The organism is Paenibacillus sp. RUD330, assembly GCF_002243345.2.
Classification (GTDB): domain Bacteria; phylum Bacillota; class Bacilli; order Paenibacillales; family Paenibacillaceae; genus Paenibacillus_O.
Window position 1 is genome coordinate 4492501 of the sequence record NZ_CP022655.2, and the last position, 22500, is coordinate 4515000.

General features: G+C 58.9%; 14 protein-coding genes, 18 tRNA genes, 2 rRNA genes and 2 riboswitches (1 of these 36 only partly in view). Of the genes, 5 read left to right on the forward strand and 29 right to left on the reverse strand.

Translation table 11 applies throughout. The features are described from left to right. Nucleotides 1–62 precede the first annotated feature (62 nt). From CIC07_RS20595 to gcvH, 9 genes are all read right to left on the reverse strand, one after another. Nucleotides 63–1608 (reverse strand): 16S ribosomal RNA (locus CIC07_RS20595). A gap of 419 nt (nt 1609–2027) precedes the next feature. Beyond that, complete coding sequence (locus tag CIC07_RS20600) at nt 2028–4055, reverse strand: ABC transporter ATP-binding protein (RefSeq protein WP_076360284.1); 2028 nt, start codon at nt 4053–4055, stop codon at nt 2028–2030. A gap of 21 nt (nt 4056–4076) precedes the next feature. Continuing rightward, nucleotides 4077–5822, reverse strand: a complete 1746-nt coding sequence (locus tag CIC07_RS20605) for an ABC transporter ATP-binding protein (RefSeq protein WP_076360282.1) — start codon at nt 5820–5822, stop codon at nt 4077–4079. Nucleotides 5823–6331: 509 nt separating this feature from the next. After that, nucleotides 6332–7705, reverse strand: a complete 1374-nt coding sequence (locus tag CIC07_RS25525) for a carbohydrate-binding protein (protein ID WP_083688743.1) — start codon at nt 7703–7705, stop codon at nt 6332–6334. A 114-nt stretch (nt 7706–7819) separates the two neighbouring features. Continuing rightward, nucleotides 7820–8329, reverse strand: coding sequence for a DUF4188 domain-containing protein (locus tag CIC07_RS20615; protein ID WP_076360280.1), 510 nt, complete (start codon nt 8327–8329; stop codon nt 7820–7822). Between the two features lie 143 nt (nt 8330–8472). After that, nucleotides 8473–9009, reverse strand: a complete 537-nt coding sequence (locus CIC07_RS20620) for a TetR/AcrR family transcriptional regulator (protein WP_076360278.1) — start codon at nt 9007–9009, stop codon at nt 8473–8475. Nucleotides 9010–9185: 176 nt separating this feature from the next. Continuing rightward, on the reverse strand, nt 9186–10655 hold the full coding sequence (locus CIC07_RS20625) for a DHA2 family efflux MFS transporter permease subunit (protein WP_076360288.1): 1470 nt from the start codon (nt 10653–10655) through the stop codon (nt 9186–9188). A 57-nt stretch (nt 10656–10712) separates the two neighbouring features. Further along, nucleotides 10713–11300, reverse strand: coding sequence for a TetR/AcrR family transcriptional regulator (locus CIC07_RS20630; RefSeq protein WP_076360276.1), 588 nt, complete (start codon nt 11298–11300; stop codon nt 10713–10715). Nucleotides 11301–11475: 175 nt separating this feature from the next. After that, nucleotides 11476–11865: a glycine cleavage system protein GcvH gene (gcvH, locus tag CIC07_RS20635; RefSeq protein WP_048746456.1), complete on the reverse strand. Its 390-nt coding sequence runs from the start codon at nt 11863–11865 to the stop codon at nt 11476–11478. 168 nt (nt 11866–12033) lie between these two features. After that, a riboswitch (glycine riboswitch) is annotated at nt 12034–12133 on the forward strand. Nucleotides 12134–12136: 3 nt separating this feature from the next. Then, nucleotides 12137–12243, forward strand: a riboswitch (glycine riboswitch). 206 nt (nt 12244–12449) lie between these two features. On the opposite strand from gcvH, the gene gcvT reads away from it, so the two are divergent. The 4 genes from gcvT to CIC07_RS20655 all read left to right on the forward strand — a co-directional run bounded on the left by gcvT (nt 12450) and on the right by CIC07_RS20655 (nt 17788). Next, on the forward strand, nt 12450–13574 hold the full coding sequence (gene gcvT, locus CIC07_RS20640; RefSeq protein ID WP_076360274.1) for a glycine cleavage system aminomethyltransferase GcvT: 1125 nt from the start codon (nt 12450–12452) through the stop codon (nt 13572–13574). A gap of 10 nt (nt 13575–13584) precedes the next feature. Then, nucleotides 13585–14964: an aminomethyl-transferring glycine dehydrogenase subunit GcvPA gene (gene gcvPA / locus CIC07_RS20645; RefSeq protein ID WP_076360272.1), complete on the forward strand. Its 1380-nt coding sequence runs from the start codon at nt 13585–13587 to the stop codon at nt 14962–14964. Nucleotides 14965–15002: 38 nt separating this feature from the next. Next, nucleotides 15003–16460, forward strand: coding sequence for an aminomethyl-transferring glycine dehydrogenase subunit GcvPB (gene gcvPB / locus CIC07_RS20650; protein ID WP_076360286.1), 1458 nt, complete (start codon nt 15003–15005; stop codon nt 16458–16460). Nucleotides 16461–16954: 494 nt separating this feature from the next. Further along, nucleotides 16955–17788 carry a lipoate--protein ligase family protein gene (locus tag CIC07_RS20655; protein WP_083688741.1) on the forward strand — a complete coding sequence of 278 codons (834 nt, stop codon included), beginning with the start codon at nt 16955–16957 and terminating at the stop codon, nt 17786–17788. Nucleotides 17789–18413: 625 nt separating this feature from the next. Here the strand turns inward: CIC07_RS20655 and CIC07_RS25720 are convergent. Then, nucleotides 18414–18539: a hypothetical protein gene (locus tag CIC07_RS25720; RefSeq protein ID WP_268802158.1), complete on the reverse strand. Its 126-nt coding sequence runs from the start codon at nt 18537–18539 to the stop codon at nt 18414–18416. A 316-nt stretch (nt 18540–18855) separates the two neighbouring features. On the opposite strand from CIC07_RS25720, the gene CIC07_RS20660 reads away from it, so the two are divergent. Further along, nucleotides 18856–20211 (forward strand): dipeptidase, encoded by a 1356-nt coding sequence (locus CIC07_RS20660; protein ID WP_076360266.1) that lies wholly within the window; start codon nt 18856–18858, stop codon nt 20209–20211. Between the two features lie 155 nt (nt 20212–20366). Here the strand turns inward: CIC07_RS20660 and CIC07_RS20665 are convergent. The 19 genes from CIC07_RS20665 to CIC07_RS20755 form a co-directional block, all read right to left on the reverse strand. Next, nucleotides 20367–20440: transfer RNA gene (locus CIC07_RS20665), tRNA-Gly, on the reverse strand. Between the two features lie 17 nt (nt 20441–20457). Further along, nucleotides 20458–20534 (reverse strand) — tRNA-Pro (locus tag CIC07_RS20670). A 9-nt stretch (nt 20535–20543) separates the two neighbouring features. Further along, nucleotides 20544–20620: transfer RNA gene (locus CIC07_RS20675), tRNA-Arg, on the reverse strand. A gap of 7 nt (nt 20621–20627) precedes the next feature. Next, nucleotides 20628–20702: transfer RNA gene (locus CIC07_RS20680), tRNA-Gly, on the reverse strand. Between the two features lie 3 nt (nt 20703–20705). Continuing rightward, nucleotides 20706–20792, reverse strand: a tRNA-Leu gene (locus CIC07_RS20685). A 50-nt stretch (nt 20793–20842) separates the two neighbouring features. Beyond that, nucleotides 20843–20928 (reverse strand) — tRNA-Leu (locus CIC07_RS20690). A gap of 20 nt (nt 20929–20948) precedes the next feature. Further along, nucleotides 20949–21021 (reverse strand) — tRNA-Lys (locus CIC07_RS20695). 4 nt (nt 21022–21025) lie between these two features. After that, a tRNA-Gln gene (locus CIC07_RS20700) sits at nt 21026–21100 on the reverse strand. Between the two features lie 11 nt (nt 21101–21111). Further along, nucleotides 21112–21187 (reverse strand) — tRNA-His (locus CIC07_RS20705). 18 nt (nt 21188–21205) lie between these two features. Further along, a tRNA-Thr gene (locus CIC07_RS20710) sits at nt 21206–21278 on the reverse strand. A 14-nt stretch (nt 21279–21292) separates the two neighbouring features. Next, nucleotides 21293–21369, reverse strand: a tRNA-Asp gene (locus CIC07_RS20715). A 4-nt stretch (nt 21370–21373) separates the two neighbouring features. Next, nucleotides 21374–21450 (reverse strand) — tRNA-Met (locus tag CIC07_RS20720). A 9-nt stretch (nt 21451–21459) separates the two neighbouring features. Then, a tRNA-Val gene (locus tag CIC07_RS20725) sits at nt 21460–21535 on the reverse strand. Nucleotides 21536–21539: 4 nt separating this feature from the next. Next, a tRNA-Glu gene (locus CIC07_RS20730) sits at nt 21540–21614 on the reverse strand. Nucleotides 21615–21629: 15 nt separating this feature from the next. Next, nucleotides 21630–21717, reverse strand: a tRNA-Ser gene (locus CIC07_RS20735). An 18-nt stretch (nt 21718–21735) separates the two neighbouring features. Beyond that, nucleotides 21736–21823: transfer RNA gene (locus tag CIC07_RS20740), tRNA-Ser, on the reverse strand. A 3-nt stretch (nt 21824–21826) separates the two neighbouring features. After that, a tRNA-Asn gene (locus CIC07_RS20745) sits at nt 21827–21902 on the reverse strand. Nucleotides 21903–21909: 7 nt separating this feature from the next. After that, nucleotides 21910–21985, reverse strand: a tRNA-Ala gene (locus CIC07_RS20750). Nucleotides 21986–22100: 115 nt separating this feature from the next. Next, nucleotides 22101–22500 (reverse strand): 23S ribosomal RNA (locus CIC07_RS20755) (it continues 2531 nt past the right edge of the window).

Genomic DNA, 22500 nt, shown 5'->3' on the forward strand with positions numbered 1-22500 from the left:
GTGGAGTGTCTGGCGACACTCCGGTTTTGAATGCTTCCGTTGCAGGAAGCGATTCTCCATAGAAAGGAGGTGATCCAGCCGCACCTTCCGATACGGCTACCTTGTTACGACTTCACCCCAATCATCTACCCCACCTTCGGCGGCTGGCTCCCTTGCGGGTTACCCCACCGACTTCGGGTGTTGTAAACTCTCGTGGTGTGACGGGCGGTGTGTACAAGACCCGGGAACGTATTCACCGCGGCATGCTGATCCGCGATTACTAGCAATTCCGACTTCATGCAGGCGAGTTGCAGCCTGCAATCCGAACTGAGACCGGCTTTTTAGGATTGGCTCCGCCTCGCGGCTTCGCGGCCCGTTGTACCGGCCATTGTAGTACGTGTGTAGCCCAGGTCATAAGGGGCATGATGATTTGACGTCATCCCCGCCTTCCTCCGGTTTGTCACCGGCAGTCATTCTAGAGTGCCCACCCGAGGTGCTGGCAACTAAAATCAAGGGTTGCGCTCGTTGCGGGACTTAACCCAACATCTCACGACACGAGCTGACGACAACCATGCACCACCTGTCTCCCCTGTCCCGAAGGCCGCTGCTATCTCTAGCAGATTCAGGGGGATGTCAAGACCTGGTAAGGTTCTTCGCGTTGCTTCGAATTAAACCACATACTCCACTGCTTGTGCGGGTCCCCGTCAATTCCTTTGAGTTTCACTCTTGCGAGCGTACTCCCCAGGCGGAATGCTTATTGTGTTAACTTCGGCACCAAGGGTATCGAAACCCCTAACACCTAGCATTCATCGTTTACGGCGTGGACTACCAGGGTATCTAATCCTGTTTGCTCCCCACGCTTTCGCGCCTCAGCGTCAGTTACAGCCCAGAAAGTCGCCTTCGCCACTGGTGTTCCTCCACATCTCTACGCATTTCACCGCTACACGTGGAATTCCACTTTCCTCTTCTGCACTCAAGCCTTGCAGTTTCCCGTGCGACTTGGGGTTGAGCCCCAAGATTAAACACCGGACTTACAAAGCCGCCTGCGCGCGCTTTACGCCCAATAATTCCGGACAACGCTTGCCCCCTACGTATTACCGCGGCTGCTGGCACGTAGTTAGCCGGGGCTTTCTTCTCAGGTACCGTCATGGCGGAAGCAGTTACTCTTCCACCCGTTCTTCCCTGGCAACAGAGCTTTACGACCCGAAGGCCTTCCTCACTCACGCGGCGTTGCTCCGTCAGACTTGCGTCCATTGCGGAAGATTCCCTACTGCTGCCTCCCGTAGGAGTCTGGGCCGTGTCTCAGTCCCAGTGTGGCCGATCACCCTCTCAGGTCGGCTACGCATCGTCGCCTTGGTGAGCCGTTACCTCACCAACTAGCTAATGCGCCGCAGGCCCATCCCCAAGCGACAGATTGCTCCGTCTTTCCCGATCTCTCCAGGAGGAGAAACCGCATATCCGGTATTAGCATCCGTTTCCGGAGGTTATCCCAGTCTTGAGGGCAGGTTGCCTACGTGTTACTCACCCGTCCGCCGCTAACCTTGTCCCGAAGGACAAGATCCGCTCGACTTGCATGTATTAGGCACGCCGCCAGCGTTCGTCCTGAGCCAGGATCAAACTCTCCATAAAGGTGTTTGACTTGCTCATTTATAACGTTGACTTGCTTCACTCGTTGTTCAGTTTTCAAAGAACAAATTCAGTTGCGATCGCCGGTACTGCTTGTCCGTCTTTCGCGTCCGTGCCGTGTATCTCTCGGCCGGAATTAGAATATACCATGGACACCTACGATTGCGCAACCCCTTTTTCAAAAAAAGATGAAAAACCTTTTAAATCATGCCCTGCTTCCCGTCCATCCATTCCAAATCACGATTCGAAATCAAGGTTCTTGAAATCCATGTTGGCTCCCCCGTCTCATATTCCAAGGCCTGCAGCAAAAGCTCCAGCCTGTGCTTGCTGGCTTCAAACCCCAAAGGCTGAGCGTTAAAATAACAATAAAAAAAAGGGGCAGCGCCCCTTTTAAATGAAACACCTTCTATAAGAGAAAGACCTCAGGATACCTGCGCCGAAGCCGGACTACCCGACTGCAGCTGATACATGGCGTAGTACTTGCCGCCCTGCTGCATGAGGGTCTCGTGATTGCCGCGTTCGACGATGCGTCCGCGGTCCAGCACGAGGATCTGATCGGCTTCCCTTATGGTAGACAGACGATGCGCGATGACAAACGTCGTGCGGCCTTGGCTGAGCACGCCAAGCGCCTTCTGGATCACCGCTTCGGTCTCGGTGTCGATGCTCGCCGTCGCCTCATCCAGAATGAGGATCGCGGGATTGTAGGCAAGCGCGCGGGCGAACGATATCAGCTGGCGCTGTCCGGCAGACAGCGTGCTGCCCTTCTCGATGACGGGCTCGTCGATTCCATGCGGCAGACGCATGAACATCTCGTATGCGCCCACGTCGCGCAGCGCCTGCACGATCTGCTCCCGCGTAATGTCCGGGTTGCCCAGGCTGACGTTGGATGCGATCGTACCGGTGAAGAGGAACGGATCCTGCAGCACGATGCCCATATGCTGGCGCAGCTGCTGCTTCGGAACGTCGCGGACATCCATTCCGTCGATCGTAATCCGGCCGTGCTCGATGTCATAGAACCGGAACAGCAGGTTGAGGATGGAGCTTTTGCCCGAGCCGGTATGCCCGACGAGGGCGACCGTCTGTCCTTGCGCGGCGGCAAAGGAAATGTTGCGCAGAACGTTCTCTTCCTTTTTGTAAGCGAAGGTCACATCCTCGAAAGCGACTTCTCCGCGATAGCGGGGCATCGTGCCGGTGGAGACCTCCGTTCCAGGTTCATCCATCAGCTCGAACACCCGTCCGGCCGATATCCTTGCCGTCTCCAAGTTGGTGAGCTGGTTCACGATGCCCACGATCGGCTGGAACATGCGGTTCATGTAATCGATGAAGGCGTACATGATGCCCACGGTTACGGCCGCTCCGAGATCTCCTCCCCAGAACATCCAGATGACGGCCAGGAAGATCAGGTTCCGCACGACATTCACAAGGTTGTGGGAAGTCCACGAATTGAGCTTGAGCAGCTTGATCTGGAAGGAGTAGAACTCATCGTTCATTTCCTTGAACTCCTGCGCCGTGCTGCGCTCGCGGCGGAAGACCCGGATGATGCTCATCCCCTGGATCGATTCGTTGATCATGGCGTTGATGTCGCTGAGCTTCGCGCGGATGACGCTGTTGTAGCGGCCGGCCAGGCGGCGATAGAAGACGATCCAGATGAAGAGGATCGGAAACACGGGTATGGCGAACCAGGCTACGGTAGGACTGAGAATGAACAGGGCGCCCAGAATAGCCGCCATATAAACGATGCCCGAGAAGAAGTTGGCCAGCACGGCGACGAACAGCTCCCGGATCGATTCCGTGTCGTTCGTGATCCGCGACACGACCTTGCCTGCGGGCAGATTGTCGAAATACTGGACCGGAAGACGCTGCGTATGGGCGAATACATCCTCGCGCATGCGCTGTACGATTCGGTTCGCAGTCGTCTGCAGAAGCAGCTTTTGGCCGTAGGTGAAGATGGCTGCGATGACGAGCAGGCCGAAGTATGCGGCGGCAAGCACGAGGAGCGGGTTCAGCTCCGGCTTGTAGAACGCATAGACTTCGTCTCGTGACATGCTGGCGGCGGGATAAGCCTGCTTGCTGCCGTCCGCCGAAGTCAGCAGGAGCTCGCCGTTTTCCACCTTCCGCTTGCCTTCCGGCAGCGTTCCTTGGATCGCGTAGAACTTGCTGCCTTCCTGCACGATATTCAGCTGCGGGCCGCTGCTCTCCAGGCTGTCCGCACGGTCGGAGCGGACGTACAGGTTCCCGTTGTAGGGGACGCTCCCGTCTGCCGCCGACTCCACTGAAATCCAAGGCTTCTCGATGCCGAGGATATTGTTGTCGATCATCCGCTTCGCGAGCAGCGGACCGACCATTTCGGCGCAGACCGCGAAGGTGAGCAGAATAAGGGCTAACACGATCTGTTTTTTAAATAGGAGAGCGTACTGCAGCAGCCGCTTGCCTGTTTTCGGTTGATTCACTTGTTTTCACCTTCTTTGCAATTAAGATTCAACGAATGCTTCGAGCTGCTGCCGATCGTATTGCTCCCGGTACCAGCCGCCTTGCTGCAGCAGCTGCTCATGGGTGCCCTCCTCCGCGATCCTGCCGTTTTCCATGACGAGAATAAGATCGGCGTGCTGGACAGCGGACAGCCTATGCGTCGTAATGATTGTCGTTTTGCCAGCCCGTTCCGTGCGGATGCCCTCGATGATCTCGGCCTCCGTCTTCGCATCGACGGCCGACAAGGCGTCGTCAAGCAGCAAAATCTCCGGATCGGCGATGAGCGCCCGCGCAATGCTGACGCGCTGCTTCTGCCCTCCGGAGAGAGCGACGCCCTTCTCGCCGACGAGCGTTTCCAGGCCATCGGGAAGGAACAGCACATCCTTGGCGAAGGAAGCGCGGACGAGCGCGCGCTCCAAATCCTCCTCCGTCGCCCCATGGGCACCGAACAGGATATTCTCGCGGATCGTTCGGGAGAACAGGATCGGCTGCTGCGGCACATAGCCGAACCAGCCCAGAAGGCGGTCAAGCGGTATTCGATCGATGGAAACTCCGCTAACGGCAACGTGCCCGCTGCCTGCCGGATATTCCCGAATGAGCTGCTTCAATATCGTCGTTTTGCCGCTTCCCGTGCGCCCGACGATGCCCAGCGTCCCGCCGCGAGGCAGCCGGAAGCTGACGTTCGAGAGGTTATCCTCCTTGGAGGACGGATAACGGAACGTGACGTCGGCAAACATGATTTCGCCCGGCTGCTCCACTTGGACGAGCTCGCCTTTGTCCTCGACGTCCGCAGGCGTGTGCAGCGTTTCCTCCACGCGGTCGAGCGAGGCGCTGCCGCGCTGCATGACGTTGATCAGCTCGCCGATGGCGAACATCGGCCAGATCAGCATGCCGAGGAAGATATTGAAGGATATAAGATCGCCAAGCGTGATTTCGCCCTGGAATACGAGTACTCCGCCATAAACCAGGCCGATAATGTAGCTCAGTCCGACCAGGATCTTGTTCACCGGCTCGAACAGCGCGTCGACGCGGGCGACCGCGATGTTGCGGCGGAGCACTTCGTTCGTCTTGGCATGGAACCGGTCCCGGTCGGCTTCCTCCTGCACATAGGCGCGGACGACGCGTACGCCGGACACGGATTCAAGCACTTCGTCATTGAGCTCCCCGAAGGCGTCCTGCGCCTTGAGGAAGCGGTCATGGATCATGCGGCCGAAGACGGCCATCAGCAGCGCGATGATCGGCAGCGGCAGCAGGGCTGCCAGCGTCAGCTTCCAGCTGATCAGGAATATCATCATGCCGAGCAGCGTCAGCATCCACACGGTGGAATCCACCAGCGTCAGAATGCCGAAGCCGGCCGTCATCGAGATCGCCCACAGATCGTTCGTCGAGCGGGCCATGAGGTCTCCCGTCCGGTTGCGCTCATAGAAAGTCGGGGTCATTCTCATGAACTGGCCCATCAGCTTGCCCCGAAGCAGCCGCTCCAGCACGTTGGCTCCGCCGAACAGGCGGGACATCCAGCCGTACGTGATGAGATAGCTGGATATCGTGATGGCCAGCCAGCCTCCCACGATCCAGTAAAATGTAGAATCCGCAAGCCTTCCCTGGCTGATTCCATCAATGGTGTAACCGAGCAGACGCGGAGGAATCACCTCCAGAAAGCCGACGAAGATCAACAAGCCGACAGCCAGAGAGTAGCGCCGCCACTCCATCTTGAAATACCAGCCCAGCTTGCCTATTACACTAAACATTGGACACCTCCCCAATCCTTTGAGCCGGTTCGGCCGCGTAAGGCTCGAGCCGCGATGCGCTCTTTCCCGCGCGGCCTGAACAAGCTCTGTCATTTTCTCTCTCCAGCGTGATGCAAAGTGCCCGATGCCCATTAAAAAAGGCGCTCCGCCTGTAAGCGGTGCGCCCTGCATTTCGCCGACGGATGCCCGCGGGCAAGGAGGTAAGGAATCCTTGCCGCGGCGGACATTCCGGTCGCGGAACGTATAGAGGCGCACGATTACAGGAACGTAACCGTGCGCCTGATGATTAACGGATCATCAGCGAGGCATCGGATTACGCTTGGTGCGAGCATCGTCAGGTTTGATCATTGCCAGTGCCATGCTTCGCATCCGTAATCCTCCTCGAAGGGCGTTCAGCCCCATCCTTTTGCTCCGGTCCATACCCGAACCGAAGACCACTTTGCCAATGTATCATCGTCCCGCCAAAAAAGTCAATGGACTGGAGCCGGTTAGTTTGACTATAGGCGATTTCAACCTGCGCTCACATCGCCGGCGTACAGAGCGCCGGAAGGACTGCGCTCGTTGTTGGATGCATATGCCTGCGTGCCGGAGGCGGCATTGACGACATAACCGGCCGGGCCGTCCATGAAGACCTTGTTGCCGGAAAACCGATTGTTCACGCCCCATCCTTCCACGATCTTGTGCAGCTGAAAAGCGTCCAGCAAGGCGGCGTTTCCGTTCCGGTAGCCGGTGTTGCCCCGGATGACGGCGTCGTTTCCTTTGACATCGATGAAGCTGTCGGCATAATTGGCGCCGCTGATGCCCGTTCCGTCGAAGCTGCAGTTTTCGACGACGGTGCGCAGCGTGCGTTCCTTGATGTCGACATGCTCGGCGCGGACGTTGGGGCCGAAGCGGACGCCGGAAATGACGGTGTCATAGACGGCCTGGTTGTAGCCGGCTCCTTCGGCAGAGCCGACATAGACGCCTTCGCCGTATCCGGCCCCCGTCACTCCGGTGTCGTGGATCCACGAGTCCTCGATGCGGCCGCGCGAGCTGCCGTCGCGGAAGTGAACGCCCTCGTAGCCGATATTGTACACTTCCACGCGCGCAATCAGGGAATCGTTGGACTGATCGAGGATGATGCCTTTCTGCGCATTGGTGAATTTAAGGCTGCTGACGATCCAGCGGCTCCCTTTGATGTTCAGCGCATATCCCGAACCGGCGGAGTAGCCGGACAGGATCGCCGGATTCGAGGCGTCGGCGCTCGTCAGGACGATCGGATTGGCCGCCGTCCCCTGGGACGCGCTGGAGAAGGACCCCGTGTACGTGCCCGCAGCCAGCTCGATGCGGTCTCCGGCGGCCGCATTTTTAAGCGCGCTGCTGAGACAGGACGAAGCGCTGCAGGAAATCGTGCGCAGCGGGACCGGGGTCGCCGCTCCGGCTCCGGGGGACGCCGTCGGCTGAACGGTAGAGGTCGGAGCCGGGGTAGCGGAAGGAGATGCCGTCGGAGACGGTTTCAGTGTCGGCGATGCCGTCGGAGATGGAGACGAGGTCGGCACCGGGGTCGGCGATGCCGTTGGAGATGGAGCCGAGGTCGGCACCGGAGTCGGCGAGGCTGTCGGGTTTGCCGTCGGCGTTGGGGCAGCGGCGATCGGCTTCCACAGCGCGGGCACGTTCGGCGGTTCCCAGCCCGTCATCGACGTATGGCCCTGCAGGCATTCATAGCGCCCTCCTGCGTACGTCACGGTCGCCTTGGCCGCATAGGCTGCGCCCGGCGCCCAGGCTGAATCCTCGGCGTACACCCGCTGGCCTGCCGGGTACAAGGCGGCAATCAGCAGAGCCAGCAACAGGCTCCAGATTTTCAGGCCGTCGAGCCTTCCTCTTCTGGGGTCGACCTTCTTCATCAATCATCATCCTTCCTCATGCGGGATGACTATATCTTTGAAAATAGCGGTCGGCCGGGCAAGTGCTGGAAGGCCCATTCCGGCGCTCATCGCACAAATTTCCCCCTGCCCCCTTCAGGCATGTGGGTTGGGAGGGGTCGGAACGGCTGGAGCCGAATCCCCGCCCATTCTGCGGCGCGACGTCTCCTTGCGGCCGGTTGCCGGGACATGCCTGCCCGCTTTGGCGAGTCCCATGACCGGCATGTTTCCATAGACCGCTTCGTGGCTGCCGGGCTGTATCACATATGTTTCATGGAAGATGCCGACCGACCCGTCCGTTCCAACGGAACGATTGAACCTCTTCCAGGCCTCCAGATGAATGCCGCCCCGCGCATAGCGCTCCAGCTGGTCATAGGATCTCCAATACTGCAGCAGCACCGGGCCGCGCGCGCCCAAATGCATCTCATGGCTCATGAACCCTGTATCGGGATTGGCGTACAGCTCCCTCATCATCGGTCCCATTGAGCGAAGCACCGGCAGCCACTTGTGCACGGCCAGCAGCTTGTTGATCCTCATCCCGATGACGAACACGACGAACGTACCATCCATTTCCGCGGTGAACCTTCCCGATATCGCTTTAGCCATTCCTTCCACTCTCCTTTTATTTATCAGTCAATAAATAATGAGGGATAAAAAAGGCCGCTGCTTGAGCGGCATTTCTCATTCCCGGCCCAACTCGCTGAACTCTTCTTCCATGCTCACTCGGCTTCGAAGGCTGCAGCCAAGCTTCAGCAATCCGAGCTCTCCTCCCAAGGGAGCAGCTGTTTCAGTCCTGTCAGCTCGGACAAGGCGATGGCTAGCCCCAGACCGATGAACTGGGTCGCGCGGAAGCCAGGAAACTCCATGCCCGCCCGTTCGAAACGGCCCTTCAAGCTGGCGTGGATGGCGGCAAACTCTTCCTGGACATACTGGCGGATGCCCGGCTCCGGTATGGAGTGGGCCGTCATGCAGAGCAGCACCTCGCTGCGGAAGCCGCCCTCCAGCAGCTCCTGGAACGCATGGCCCATCGCCTGCTCAAGCTCGCCGGGAGGCGCCTGAACCGCCTCGAACGCAACGCGGATCTGCTGTGCCGCACTCTGCAGGACGGACATATAGAGAGCTTCCTTCGTCCGGAAAAAATGAAAGACGTACGGCTGCGTAACGCCGACCGCGGAAGCCACATCCGCCGTCGTTGTCTTGTAATACCCTTTCTCGGCAAACAGCGCGGCTGCAGCGCCCAAAATCTGCTCCTTGCGTCCTGCCGCCTGTTCCTCTCTCGGTGTCATGAGTTAATTTACCTTCCCTGTTCCGTACAATTTATTGATCAATAAATAAGATATCCTCTTCCTGCAAATCTGTCAATCCATCCAGCCGAAAAAAATCCTGCGCTCGAAGGAGCGCAGGATAACGCCCGCGCGTCTTCGCGCGAGGTGCAGTGGCATGCCGGGAGCGTCGGGCCGGCTCAATGTCCGGCGTGATGCACTTGCTCCTGCTTTTCGACTTTCACCCGCTTGATGAACAGGGCGCATACGAAGCCAAGCACGGCAAAGATCATGACGAACAAAAAAGCATTTTGAACTCCCTGGGTCATGGCCGCAGGAACGGTCGACAGATCGGAGGGCGAATGCTTGCCGTCCGCATAATATGCCTTGCTGCCCGCCGTCATGATGCTGATGGCGAGCGCCGTGCCGATCGCGCCCGCAACCTGCTGCAGAGTGTTCATGATCGCCGTTCCGTCCGGATAGAGCTCCCGCGGCAGCTGGTTCAGCCCGTTGGTCTGGGCCGGCATCATGATCATGGAAATGCCGATCATCAGAAGGCTGTGCAGAAGGATGATTTCGCCCTTGGACGTGGCCGTATTGATGCCCGTCAACAGCCAAAGCACGACGAACACCAGCACCAGGCCCGGCAATACGAGCCAGCGCGGGCCGTATTTGTCGAACAGCCTGCCCATGATCGGAGACATGACGCCGTTGATCAGTCCGCCGGGAAGCAGCAGCAGGCCCGCCGCGAGCGGCAGCAGGCCGATGCCTGCCTGCAAATACAAAGGCAGCAGAATGACGGTGGAAAGAATGATCATCATTCCGATGAAGATCATCAGCGTGCCGAGCGTGAACATCGGGAAGCGGAATGCCCGCAGATTCATCATCGGCTGCTTCATCCGCAGCTGGCGGACGGTGAACAGGACCAAGGCGACGACGCCGACGGCGATGCCGATAATGACTTTCGGGCTGCTCCATCCATGGTCGCCTTCTCCAGCGCTGCTGAAGCCGTAGACGACGCCTCCGAAGCCGAGGCTGGAGAGCACGATCGAGAAGATGTCGATGCGCGGACGGGCAAGCTCGGAGACATTTTTCATGAACATCAGGCCGAACAGGAGCGCGACGACCAGAAGCGGCAGCGCCGTCCAGAATATCGTCCTCCAGCTGGCATACTCGAGGAACAGGCCCGCTATCGCAGGTCCGACCGCCGGCGCGAACATGATGACAAGCCCCATCATGCCCATGGCCGCTCCCCGCTTGTGCGGCGGGAATATAACCAGCACCGTGTTGAACATCAGCGGAATGAGCAGGCCGGTGCCGACCGCCTGGACAAGCCTTGCAATGAACAGGAAAGCGAAGCTCGGCGCGCTCGCCGCGATCAGCGTGCCCGCAATCGAGAAGACGAGCGATGCGGTGAACAGCTGGCGCGTCGTGAACCATTGGAGCAGCAGGCCCGAGATCGGCACGAGAATGGCCAGCACAAGCAGAAATCCGGTCGTAAGCCACTGGATCGTGGCGGGCTCGACCTTGAACGTGCCCATCAGTTCATTCAGCGCGATATTGAGCGCCGTTTCGCTGAACATGCCGATGAATCCGGCAAGCAGCAGAGCGGTCATGATCGGAACGACCTTGAAGGAAGCTCCTTCTTGAGGAGCAGCGGCTGCTCCCATTGTTTTTTCCATTCTGATTTCCCTCCTGGGACAGGTTTCCCCGTCCTTTGTCTCTGTTTAGTTTCCGACCCCTCCATGTGTTCCATTCACAAGCACAGGCATGAATTCCTCCACGAGCCGGAACGGCCGGGTGTCGTTGTTCGTCATCGCGAGAATGACGGCGCCCTCCAGCATGGAAATGATCAGAATCGCCGATTTGCCGGCCGATTCAGGATCCAGGCCTCCTTGCTGCAGAGCCGCCTCCAGGCTTCCCTGCCATTCGGAGAATACCGTCTGGCAAGCCTGCCTCAGATCGTCGCTGATGCCGCTTGTCTCCACGAACATCCAGAAGCTGAACGGAATGCATTCGGCAAATGATCCTGCGCTTTCCGTAATGCCCCGCACGAAAGCCTGAAGAGCCTTCGATACCGACGGCTCGCTCTCCATGCAGCTCCGCAGCGAATCCAGCACGGCACGTTTGGACAGCGAGATGCATTCCATGGCGAGCTGCTCCTTGCCCTCAGGGAAAAAGTGATACAGCGAGCCTTTTGGCGCCTTGCTTTCCTTGACGATCTGGCTCAAACCGGTGGCATGATAGCCCTGCAGCAGGAACAAGCGGGATGCCGTCTCGACGATCCGATCCCGGGTATGATTGCGGTCGGCCATAGGAGCTCCTTTCGAATTAGAACGATCGGTCTAGTCAATGAAACCACAAAAAAAGGCATCCGGTCAACGGGCCGGATGCCTTTAGTCAATCTTTACCGAGCCGCGCATGGAACGCGGACATCCGCAAGCGGCAAGAAGAGAGCGCAAATCGCGCCCTCCTCCGCTGTACGGGAGCCTAGTCCGTCAGCTTGGCATAAGCTTCCGCGTCCAGCAGCGCCGCTACAGCCGCCTTCGCGTCGGCGCCCGTGTCGATCTCGATCATCCAGCCGCCGGCAAAAGGATCGTTGTTGACGAGCTCCGGCGAGTCGCCCAGCTCTTCGTTGACTCGGACGACCGTTCCGCTGACGGGGGAATACAGGTCGGACACCGTTTTGACGGACTCGATGGTCCCAAGAGGCTGTCCCGCTTCAACGCTGTCTCCAGCCTGAGGCAGCTCGACGAACACGATGTCCCCGAGCTGATGCTGGGCATGGTCCGTAATGCCGATCCGAACGATCGTCTCTCCTGCCGCTTCCGCCCACTCATGCTCCTCCGTATAGCCCAATCCTGCGCGAATCTCACTCACTGGACGCTCATCCTTTCCCATCATGGCCTGGTTTGGCAATCTATGCGCAAAGCGTAAACGATCACAGGCGGCTGTGTCAACATAACTCACTCGGCATGTCTTTTGGGCTGAAATTCTGTTGACACAGGGTTGTCCCATCTGTAAAACTGGTTGTAACTGAATATGCGGATGAACGCAACGGGAGAGATCGCCGGTACATGAAGCGGCGCCGAAGGAGTAACCCTGCCCGGCAGGGGAATCTCTCAGGCAGAAGGACCTTTGCGGGACGCGCCTCTGGAGAGAACGGAAGCTTGCGGCCCCGCCGCTTCGCCGACGTCACCCAAGGGGAAACCTGCGGAGACGAATGCGCAGGGTAACTCTCAGGTACCAAGGACAGAGCATGGATGACACGTTAAGCGTGGCTGATTTTTTTCAGCCGGCACGGCGTTGTTTTTCCTGCGCTGTCCTTTTTGCTTTTCTCCCTTTCATTATGCGCCAAGGACGGCTTTTCCATCAGTCGGGCGTTGAAGGCTTGCAAGGGGAAGATGATTGATCAGCGAACAGGCTTAACTTTCGAGCACTCAGCATACAAAGGGAGGACTACCATGGCCAATCTGCGCACGACCCCGCTCCATTCCCTCTACAAGGAATACGGCGAAGCCCGCTGCATCGACTTCGGCGGCTGGGACTTGCCGGTTCAGTTCACCGGCATTCTGAAGGAGCATGAGGCTGTCCGGCAGCGCGCCGGACTGTTCGACGTGTCCCATATGGGCGAGTTCCTCGTCACCGGCCAGTTCGCCGGCGATTTCCTGCAGCGCGTGACGACGAACGACGTGTCCAAGCTGAAGGACGGCTCTGCCCAATACACGCTCATGTGTTATCCGGACGGAGGCGTCGTCGACGATCTGCTCGTCTACCGGATCAGCGAGGACCAGTACATGCTCGTCGTCAACGCCTCCAACATCGGCAAGGATTTCGATTGGCTGCGGGAGCATCTGATCGGGGACGTCACGGTGGAGGACCGCTCCGACGACACGGCGCTGATCGCTCTGCAGGGTCCGCTTGCAGGAGAGATTCTGGACCGCTGCACGGATGCCGCCTGGGGCGGGCTGAAGCCGTTCGAGTTCCTGCCGAAGGCGGCTGTATGCGGCGTCGAGCTGCTGCTCTCACGCACCGGCTACACCGGAGAGGACGGCTTCGAGCTGTACGCTCCGGCCGCCGACGCCGCCAAGCTGTGGCGCGCCCTCATGGAAGCAGGCGCTCCGCTCGGCCTCGAGGCGGCCGGTCTCGGCGCGCGCGATACGCTGCGCTTCGAGGCGAGGCTGCCGCTGTACGGCCAGGAGCTGTCGGCCGACATATCCCCTCTGGAAGCCGGACTCGGATTTTTCGTGAAGCTGGATGCGGGGGACTTCATCGGCCGGGACGCGCTCGCTGCGCAGAAGGAAGCCGGCGTGCCCCGCAAGCTGGTCGGCATCGAGCTGCTGGAGCGGGGCATCCCGCGAGCCCATTACCAGGTCTACGCCGGAGAGCAGCTGATCGGCGAGGTGACATCGGGCACCCAGTCGCCGACGCTGAAGCGCAATCTCGGACTCGCGCTGATCCAGGCCGAGCATGCCGCGGTCGGCACCGAGGTCGAGGTCGACATCCGCGGCAAGCGGTTGAAGGCCGCAGTCGTCAAAGCCCCTTTCTACAAACGAAACGCGGCATCGCCCGCATCTGCCAAGGAGTGACAAACCCTTCATGACGACCCAGCATCGCTACATCCCCATGACCGAGCAGGACCAGCAGGAAATGCTGCAGACGATCGGCGCGGCCGCCCTGGAAGACCTGTTCCGCGACATTCCGCAATCCATCCGCTACAAGGGCACGCTGCCGATGTCGGGCGCGCTCGACGAATGGGCTCTCCTCCGCCATCTGAAGGAGCTTGCCGGCCGCAACGCCGATCACGAAACGACGACGAGCTTCCTTGGCGCCGGTCTCTACGACCACCATATTCCCGTCGTCATCAACCATATGATCTCCCGCTCGGAATTCTATACCGCTTATACTCCATATCAGCCGGAAATCAGCCAAGGCGAGCTGCAGGCGATTTTCGAGTTCCAGTCCTACATCTGCGAGCTGACCGGCATGGCCGTCGCCAACGCCAGCATGTACGACGGCGCGACCGCCTTGTCCGAGGCGGCGGCGCTTGCCTCCGCCCACACCCGCCGCAAGCGCATCGTCGTCTCGCGCGCCGTACATCCCGAGGCGCGCGAGATTTTGCGCACGAGCGCCCGCGGCCTCGGGCTTGAGCTCGTAGAAGTCGGCTTCCAAGACGGCGTCACCGACCTGGAAGCGCTCCGCTCCGCCGTCGCTGGCGGCGAGACTGCCGCCGTGCTCGTGCAGTCGCCGAACTTCTTCGGCTGCATCGAGGATCTGGCGGCGATCGAGCCGATCATCCACCATGCCAAAGGGCTGCTCGTCGTGAGCAGCAACCCGCTCTCGCTCGGCTTGCTGGAATCCCCCGGAGCGCTAGGCGCCGACATCGTCGTCGGCGATGCCCAGCCGCTCGGGATCCCTTCCTCCCTCGGCGGACCGACCTGCGGATTTTTCTCGGTGGCCGAGCCGCTCATGCGCCGCATGCCGGGACGCATCGTCGGCCAGACCAAGGATCTCGACGGCAAGCGCGGCTTCGTGCTGACGCTGCAAGCCCGCGAGCAGCATATCCGCCGCGAGAAGGCGACGTCCAACATCTGCTCGAACCAGGCGCTGCTCGCCCTGTGCGCTTCCATCTATCTCAGCGTGATGGGCAAGCAGGGCATCCGCGAAGCCGCCGAGCTCAATATCCGCAAATCGCATTACGCGTCCAAGACGCTCGGTTCGGTGGAAGGAATCGGCCTGCCGTTCGGCTCCGCTCCTTTCTTCAATGAATTCGTGGTCTCTCTGCCGGAAGGCGCATCGGCCAAGGAGCTGAACAGCAGGCTGCTCGCCGAGGGCTTCCTCGGCGGCTTCGATCTCGGCTCCGCTTACCCGGAGCTTGAGGGCCATATGCTCGTCGCCGTAACCGAGAAGCGCACGAAGGAAGAGATCGACGCATTCGCCGCCGCGCTTGGCGGCCTGACGAAGGAGGCGCGCGCATGAGCAGCCATGAACAACTGAAGAGCGCCGGAATCATCGATGTGAAGCCCGAGAAGGCGCTCATTTTCGAAATGAGCCGTGAAGGCCGCAAAGCCTATTCCCTTCCTGTCTGTGACGTGCCTGATGAGGAAGGGCTCGAGGATCTGATTCCTTCCTCCCTGCTCCGCAAGCAGCCGGCTTCCCTGCCGGAAGTGTACGAGGTGGACGTCATCCGCCATTATACCGAGCTGTCCCGCCGCAACTTCGGCGTCGACAACGGCTTCTACCCGCTCGGTTCCTGCACGATGAAATACAATCCGAAAATCAACGAGGATGCGGCCCGGCTGAACGGCTTCGCCCGCATCCATCCTTACCAGCCGGAAGAAAGCATCCAGGGCGCGCTGGAGCTGTTGTACGTGCTGCAGAACGATCTCGCCGCGCTTACCGGCATGGATGCCGTCACGCTGCAGCCGGCTGCCGGAGCCCACGGCGAATGGACCGGCCTCATGATGATCCGCGCCTACCACGAGAGCCGCGGCGAGATGCGCACGAAGGTCATCGTGCCGGACTCCTCGCACGGCACCAACCCGGCCAGCGCCACGACGGCCGGCCTGGATACGATCACGATCAAGTCCAATGAGCGCGGACTTGTCGATCTCGATGCGCTGCGAGCTGCAGTCGGCCCTGATACAGCCGCCCTCATGCTCACGAACCCGAGCACGCTCGGCCTGTTCGAGGAGCAGATCGTCGAGATCGCCGCCATCGTGCATGAAGCCGGCGGCCTGCTCTACTACGACGGAGCGAACTCCAACGCCATCATGGGCATTACCCGCCCGGGCGACATGGGCTTCGACGTCGTGCATCTCAACCTGCACAAAACCATGAGCACGCCGCATGGAGGCGGCGGTCCCGGAGCCGGTCCTGTCGGCGTAAAGGCCCATTTGACTCCGTTCCTTCCGAAGCCGGTCGTCGGCAAGCGCGATGACGGCAGCTACTTCTTCGACTTCGACCGTCCCGCTTCCATCGGCCGCGTCAAATCGTACTACGGCAACTTCGGCATTCTGGTCCGCGCGTACACGTATATCCGCACCTACGGTCCGGAAGGGCTGCGCCGCGTCTCGGAATGCGCCGTGCTGAACGCCAACTACATGATGGCGCGCCTCGCGGAAGCCTATGAGATTCCGTACCCCGGCGTCTGCAAGCATGAGTTCGTCATGTCCGGCCGCGGACTCAAGGAATACGGCGTGCGCACGCTCGACGTCGCCAAGCGGCTGCTCGACTTCGGCTATCACCCGCCGACCATCTACTTCCCGCTCAACGTCGAGGAATGCATCATGATCGAGCCGACGGAGACCGAGAGCAAGGAAACTCTCGACGCCTTCATCGACACGATGATCCGCATCGCCCGCGAAGCGAAGGAGACGCCTGAGCTCGTGCAGAACGCTCCGTATACGACCGTCGTGCGGCGGCTGGACGAAACCCAGGCTGCCCGCAAGCCGGTGCTGAACTGCTCCTGCTGAATACAAAAAAAGCTTTTCCCGGCGCTGCCCGGGAGAAGCTTTTTTTGCATGGCTGCGCATGCCTCGCCCTACCTGCTGAAGCTGTGATGTCCAGCATCGCGGCAAGCACGGACGGCCAGCCATCCGGATGGAGTTCATGTCCGGCTCCTTCAAGCGTCAAGAGGACGGACTGACGATTGTGCGCTGGAGATGCCGGGCGTGCGCGAATGGAGCGATCGGATCTTCGGTTCCGTGCACGATCAGAGCCGGCTGTCCGATTTTCCGTTCGTCCGGGCAACATATTCTTCGCCTTCCGGAGCATCGCCTGATTCACCGTGCTCGGCAGCGGGGCGGACTGTTCCTGCGAGCAGCTCGCTTAGTCCCGGTTGATCAGTTGCTGCTGCCGCCTTCAGGTTCGCCGCCAGACATAACGGACCGCGCTACATGAAGAAGACAGGACGAATATGTTAAAGTGTATAGATACGATCCGGTTGTTAAGGAAGGAAAACATTGCCATGATACAAGAAATTTATTCCGGCCTGCTTTTGCTTGACCGCATGGAAGATTGGGCGGAGCCGGACGTGCTCCACTCCTTTGCCTTGGACGAGCTGCTCTGCCGCCAGACCGGTCTCGACGGCGTCCCCGTTCTTCATCTTTGGCGCCACCCTTCGGGCTTCGTCATGGGCCCTCGCGACAGCCGCCTGCCCGAGGCCGCGCTTGCCTCCAAGGAGCTTGAGCGCCTCGGTCTTTCCGTCGCTGTCCGCAACTCCGGCGGGGCAGCCGTGCCTCTCGACCCCGGAGTCGTGAATATTTCCCTTATCCTGCCTCTTCAGGGCAGCGCCTCGGTGCGGTTCAACGATGATTTCCAGCTGATGTACGAGCTCATCGCAGCCGCGCTGGATGGCTTCGGTGTCCGTGTCGACAAAGGTGAAATCGCCGGAGCCTACTGTCCAGGAGACTACGATCTCAGCATCGATGGCCTCAAGTTCTGCGGCATCGCGCAGCGCAGGCTCGCCCGCTCCTACATCGTACAAGCCTTCGTCAATGCCGGAGGCTCGGGAGCCGAGCGCGGCCGCCTCGTTCGTCAGTTCTACGATACTGCTGCCGGCCGCTCGGGCACCGAGCTCAGTTATCCGCTCGTGGAGGCCGGCACGATGGCGAGCTTGGAGGAGCTGGTCGTCGGCCTGTGGCCGGATCCCTCCCGCCTGTTCGCCGAAGCCGCCGTTGATGCAGCCTTTGGCAGCGGCGGCCGTGCCGTCTTCCCTTCCGCCCGCATGCCGGCGAACTCTTCCATCCGCGAGCTGGCGCATTCGCTGCGAGGCCGTTATCCGATCGGCCATCGGCCGTAACTCAGAGGCTTTTCCCGCCCCGAATGACATAAAGGGCGGGAGAAGCCTTTTCACGATTCGGCCTGACCGAATCGTACAGGCCGGAATTGACAACCGCATAGTACCGATGCGGAGAATCGCCATCTATTTGCGACGAGTCATTGTCCGTGTCCTTCAGTTGCTCCTCTCTTGGAGCAGGCAGGTGTGCCCCGCCTGCAGGTACTGCCACAGCCGCTGTGTGGCTCGAAGCCTTTCGCTTGCTCTCGAATTCATGATCAGATGCCGCCAGATTTCCCTTGAATTCATGGGTCGACGCTTTTCGGCCGCTCTCGGATTCATGGGTCGACGCTTTTCGGCCGCTCTCGGATTCATGGGCCCACGCTCGATCGCTGTTCGGCTCGCTGTTCCATGCCTTTCGCCGGCTTTCCGATTCATGGCTCCACGCCTTCCGATCCCTTTCCGATACTTGACCCCATCCCATCGCTGGGCCGGTATAATAATTCCAATCGTCTATCATATGTCACCTGATTTCTTCAATTAATTTGCTTCCTTAAGCACACAAAAAAAGCCACGGACTCCGAGTCCGTGACTTCATCAATCGGCCGTGCGGGCAGCTCCGTCCTGCAAGCCATGCCGCCGCATCGTCCTATTCATGGTCCGTGGAGACCTCCGGAAATGACGCATCCCGGTACGTGACATATTCAGTTGGTGCATCGTTTCTGCCCGCGGCATTGCCAGCTGCCATCATCGCCATTCCATTCATGATCGCCATATCCTTCAGCCTCCCTTCAATTTGCTTTCTGTGGTCATTGTATGGCGCTCAAGCCAGTCCCGTCAATCCATATGGACGGTAGAAAATGCTTTAGGCTTTTTTGGCCTTTTTTTGGCCTTCTTTTTAGCCTGACTTTTTTGGACTGCTTTTTTTGCCTGATGTAGATTGACGAGGCAAGGTCTTAGCCTTATATCCCGAACATGGCGGCAAAGATCATACGCAGGTTTATTCCCTGAGCCTGCACAGGTTATAATAGAATCACGCGGCTTTCATGCCGATGCTGTCCGCAACGCTAAATCCCAGGAGGTACATACCGATGTCCTATTCCGACTATTTTGCTTCCCGCCGGGAAGAACAGCTGGAAGAGTTGAAGCAGTGGCTTCGCATTCCGAGCATCTCGGCTCTGTCCGAGCATAAGCAAGACATCCAGTCCGCCGCCGCTTGGCTGGCCGACACGCTCAAGCGCGCAGGACTCGAAAATATCGAGATCATGACGACGGCGGGCAATCCCGTCATCTATGCCGATTACCTCCATGCCCCAGGCAAACCGACCATTCTGGTCTACGGCCATTACGACGTCCAGCCTGTCGATCCGCTGAACCTGTGGACGAGCCCGCCGTTCGAGCCGGAGATCCGCGGAGACAAGCTGTATGGCCGCGGCACGACCGACGACAAAGGCCAGACGTTCATCCATATCAAAGCGATCGAAGCGATTCTCAAGCAGGAAGGCACGCTTCCAGTCAACGTCAAGCTTTGCATTGAAGGCGAAGAAGAAATCGGAAGCATCAACCTGCCGCCATTCCTCGAGACTCACAAGGAAAAGCTCGCATGCGACGCCGTTCTCGTATCCGATACCTCCCTGCTGGAGCGGGGACGTCCTGCCATCTGCACCGGCCTTCGCGGCCTTGCCGGCATGGAGCTGACCGTATCGACGGCCAACACGGATCTTCATTCCGGCTCCTACGGCGGCGCGGTGCCGAATGCCCTGCATGCGCTCGTCTCGCTGCTGGACTCCTTGCATGACAAAGATGGCAAAGTGGCTGTGGAAGGCTTCTACGAAGGGGTTCCGGAGCTGTCCGCTCTCATGCGGGAAGAATTCGCCAAGCAAGGCCTGGACGAGAACAAGGTTCGCGAAGGACTCGGCCTGGACGCTCTGTACGGCGAAGAAGGCTATTCGTTCGTGGAACGTGTCGGCGCCCGTCCTACGCTGGAGCTTAACGGCGTGTACGGCGGCTTCCAGGGCGAAGGCAGCAAAACGGTCATCCCTAAAGTCGCCCATGCGAAGATTACTTGCCGCCTGGTGGGCAAGCAGGATCCGGAGCTGACGATGGACCGCATCGAAAAACACTTGAACGCGCATATCCAACCAGGCGCACGCTTCGAGCTCAAGCGCAGCGAGCGGGCCTTCGCCTTCAACATTGATCCCTCCCATCCGATTCTGCAGACGGCTGCGGATGCTTACGGAGCGGTATATGGAACCCGTGCCCTGTTCACCAAGGACGGCGGCTCCATTCCGATCATGGAAGCCTTCTCCCGCGTTCTCGAATCTCCGGTCGTACTGATGGGCTTCGGACTGGACGACGAGAACCTCCATGCTCCGAACGAGCATTTCAACCTGGAAAACTTCGACAAGGGCCTGCTGACGGTCGTCGAATTCTTGAAAACCGTATAAATGAAAACAGGCCTGCCCATCGACAAGATGGACAGGCCTGCTTTCATTTTGAACGGGACTTTTCCATCCCATCTATATCAAAGACAGGCTCCGCAAGCGCAGCTGAAAATGCAAAAAATCCCCGCCTTCCGGCAGGGATGTCTCGATCATATGTATGGAGCGGGTGATGGGAATCGAACCCACGCTATCAGCTTGGAAGGCTGAAGTTCTACCATTGAACTACACCCGCGGAAAAGATAAAAAAAATGGTCGGGATGACACGATTTGAACATGCGACCCCCTGGTCCCAAACCAGGTGCTCTACCAAGCTGAGCTACATCCCGATATTTAAATGGCGTGCCCGGAGAGATTCGAACTCCCGACCTTTTGATTCGTAGTCAAATGCTCTATCCAGCTGAGCTACGGGCACACAATTATGGAGCGGAAGACGGGAATCGAACCCGCGACCCTCGCCTTGGCAAGGCGATGCTCTACCGCTGAGCCACTTCCGCAGATGGTGCGGTCAAGAGGACTTGAACCTCCACGTCATTGCTGACACTAGAACCTGAATCTAGCGCGTCTGCCAATTCCGCCATGACCGCATGATAAGAAGGTAATGCTGTTTGCTCATTCACCTGGCAGGGTGAATAATTGGTGCGGTTGAGAGGACTCGAACCTCCACGGGCTTGCGCCCACTACCCCCTCAAGATAGCGTGTCTGCCATTCCACCACAACCGCATATAAAGTTAGGAAAAAAGTGAGCCATGAAGGACTCGAACCTTCGACACCCTGATTAAAAGTCAGGTGCTCTACCAACTGAGCTAATGGCTCTTAATGGCTGGGGATTCAGGGATCGAACCTGAGAATGACGGAGTCAAAGTCCGTTGCCTTACCGCTTGGCTAATCCCCACCAAGAAGCAATGGGGCGATCGAGGGGAATTGAACCCCCGAATGCCGGAACCACAATCCGGTGCGTTAACCACTTCGCCACGATCGCCATGTAAATTTGGTCAAATGCCGCCGAGAGGACTTGAACCCCCAACCTACTGATTACAAGTCAGTTGCTCTACCAGTTGAGCTACAGCGGCAAAGTGATCAAAAATGGCGGAGCTGACGGGATTCGAACCCGCGGTCTCCTGCGTGACAGGCAGGCATGTTAGGCCTCTACACCACAGCTCCATATTGGTTGCGGGGACAGGATTTGAACCTGTGACCTTCGGGTTATGAGCCCGACGAGCTACCGGACTGCTCCACCCCGCGGTAGTTGAATGGTGGAAGCTGAGGGGATCGAACCCCCGACCCTCTGCTTGTAAGGCAGATGCTCTCCCAGCTGAGCTAAGCTTCCATGATGGTGACCCGTAGGGGATTCGAACCCCTGTTACCTCCGTGAAAGGGAGGTGTCTTAACCCCTTGACCAACGGGCCTTGATTGAAAAAGAACGGAGAGAGAGGGATTCGAACCCTCGCACCACTTACGCAGTCTAACCCCTTAGCAGAGGGTCCCCTTGAGCCACTTGGGTATCTCTCCAAACAAAAAGTCTTGCTACGGAGAAGGAGGGATTCGAACCCTCGATACGCGATTAACGTATACACGATTTCCAATCGTGCTCCTTCGACCACTCGGACACTTCTCCATATGGCTCCCCGAACAGGACTCGAACCTGTGACAACTCGATTAACAGTCGAGTGCTCTACCAACTGAGCTATCAGGGAAAATACTTGGTGGAGCCAAGGAGGATCGAACTCCTGACCTCCTGCTTGCAAGGCAGGCGCTCTCCCAGCTGAGCTATGGCCCCATGTTCTATGTATTGAATCATCGAACACCAGGTATAAACAGGCTTTCAAGCTTGCGCCTTGAAAACTGGATCGAACCAATAGGATGGATGCTGAGTCCATTTGCTTTTCTTACCATAGGATAAGCCCTCGACCGATTAGTATTCGTCAGCTGCACGCATTGCTGCGCTTCCACCCCGAACCTATCAACCTGGTCGTCTACCAGGGGTCTTACATACTGGGAAATCTCATCTTGAGGGGGGCTTCGCGCTTAGATGCTTTCAGCGCTTATCCCGTCCGTACGTAGCTACCCAGCGGTGCTCCTGGCGGAACAACTGGTACACCAGCGGTACGTCCATCCCGGTCCTCTCGTACTAAGGACAGCTCCTCTCAAATTTCCTGCGCCCACGACAGATAGGGACCGAACTGTCTCACGACGTTCTGAACCCAGCTCGCGTACCGCTTTAATGGGCGAACAGCCCAACCCTTGGGACCTACTTCAGCCCCAGGATGCGATGAGCCGACATCGAGGTGCCAA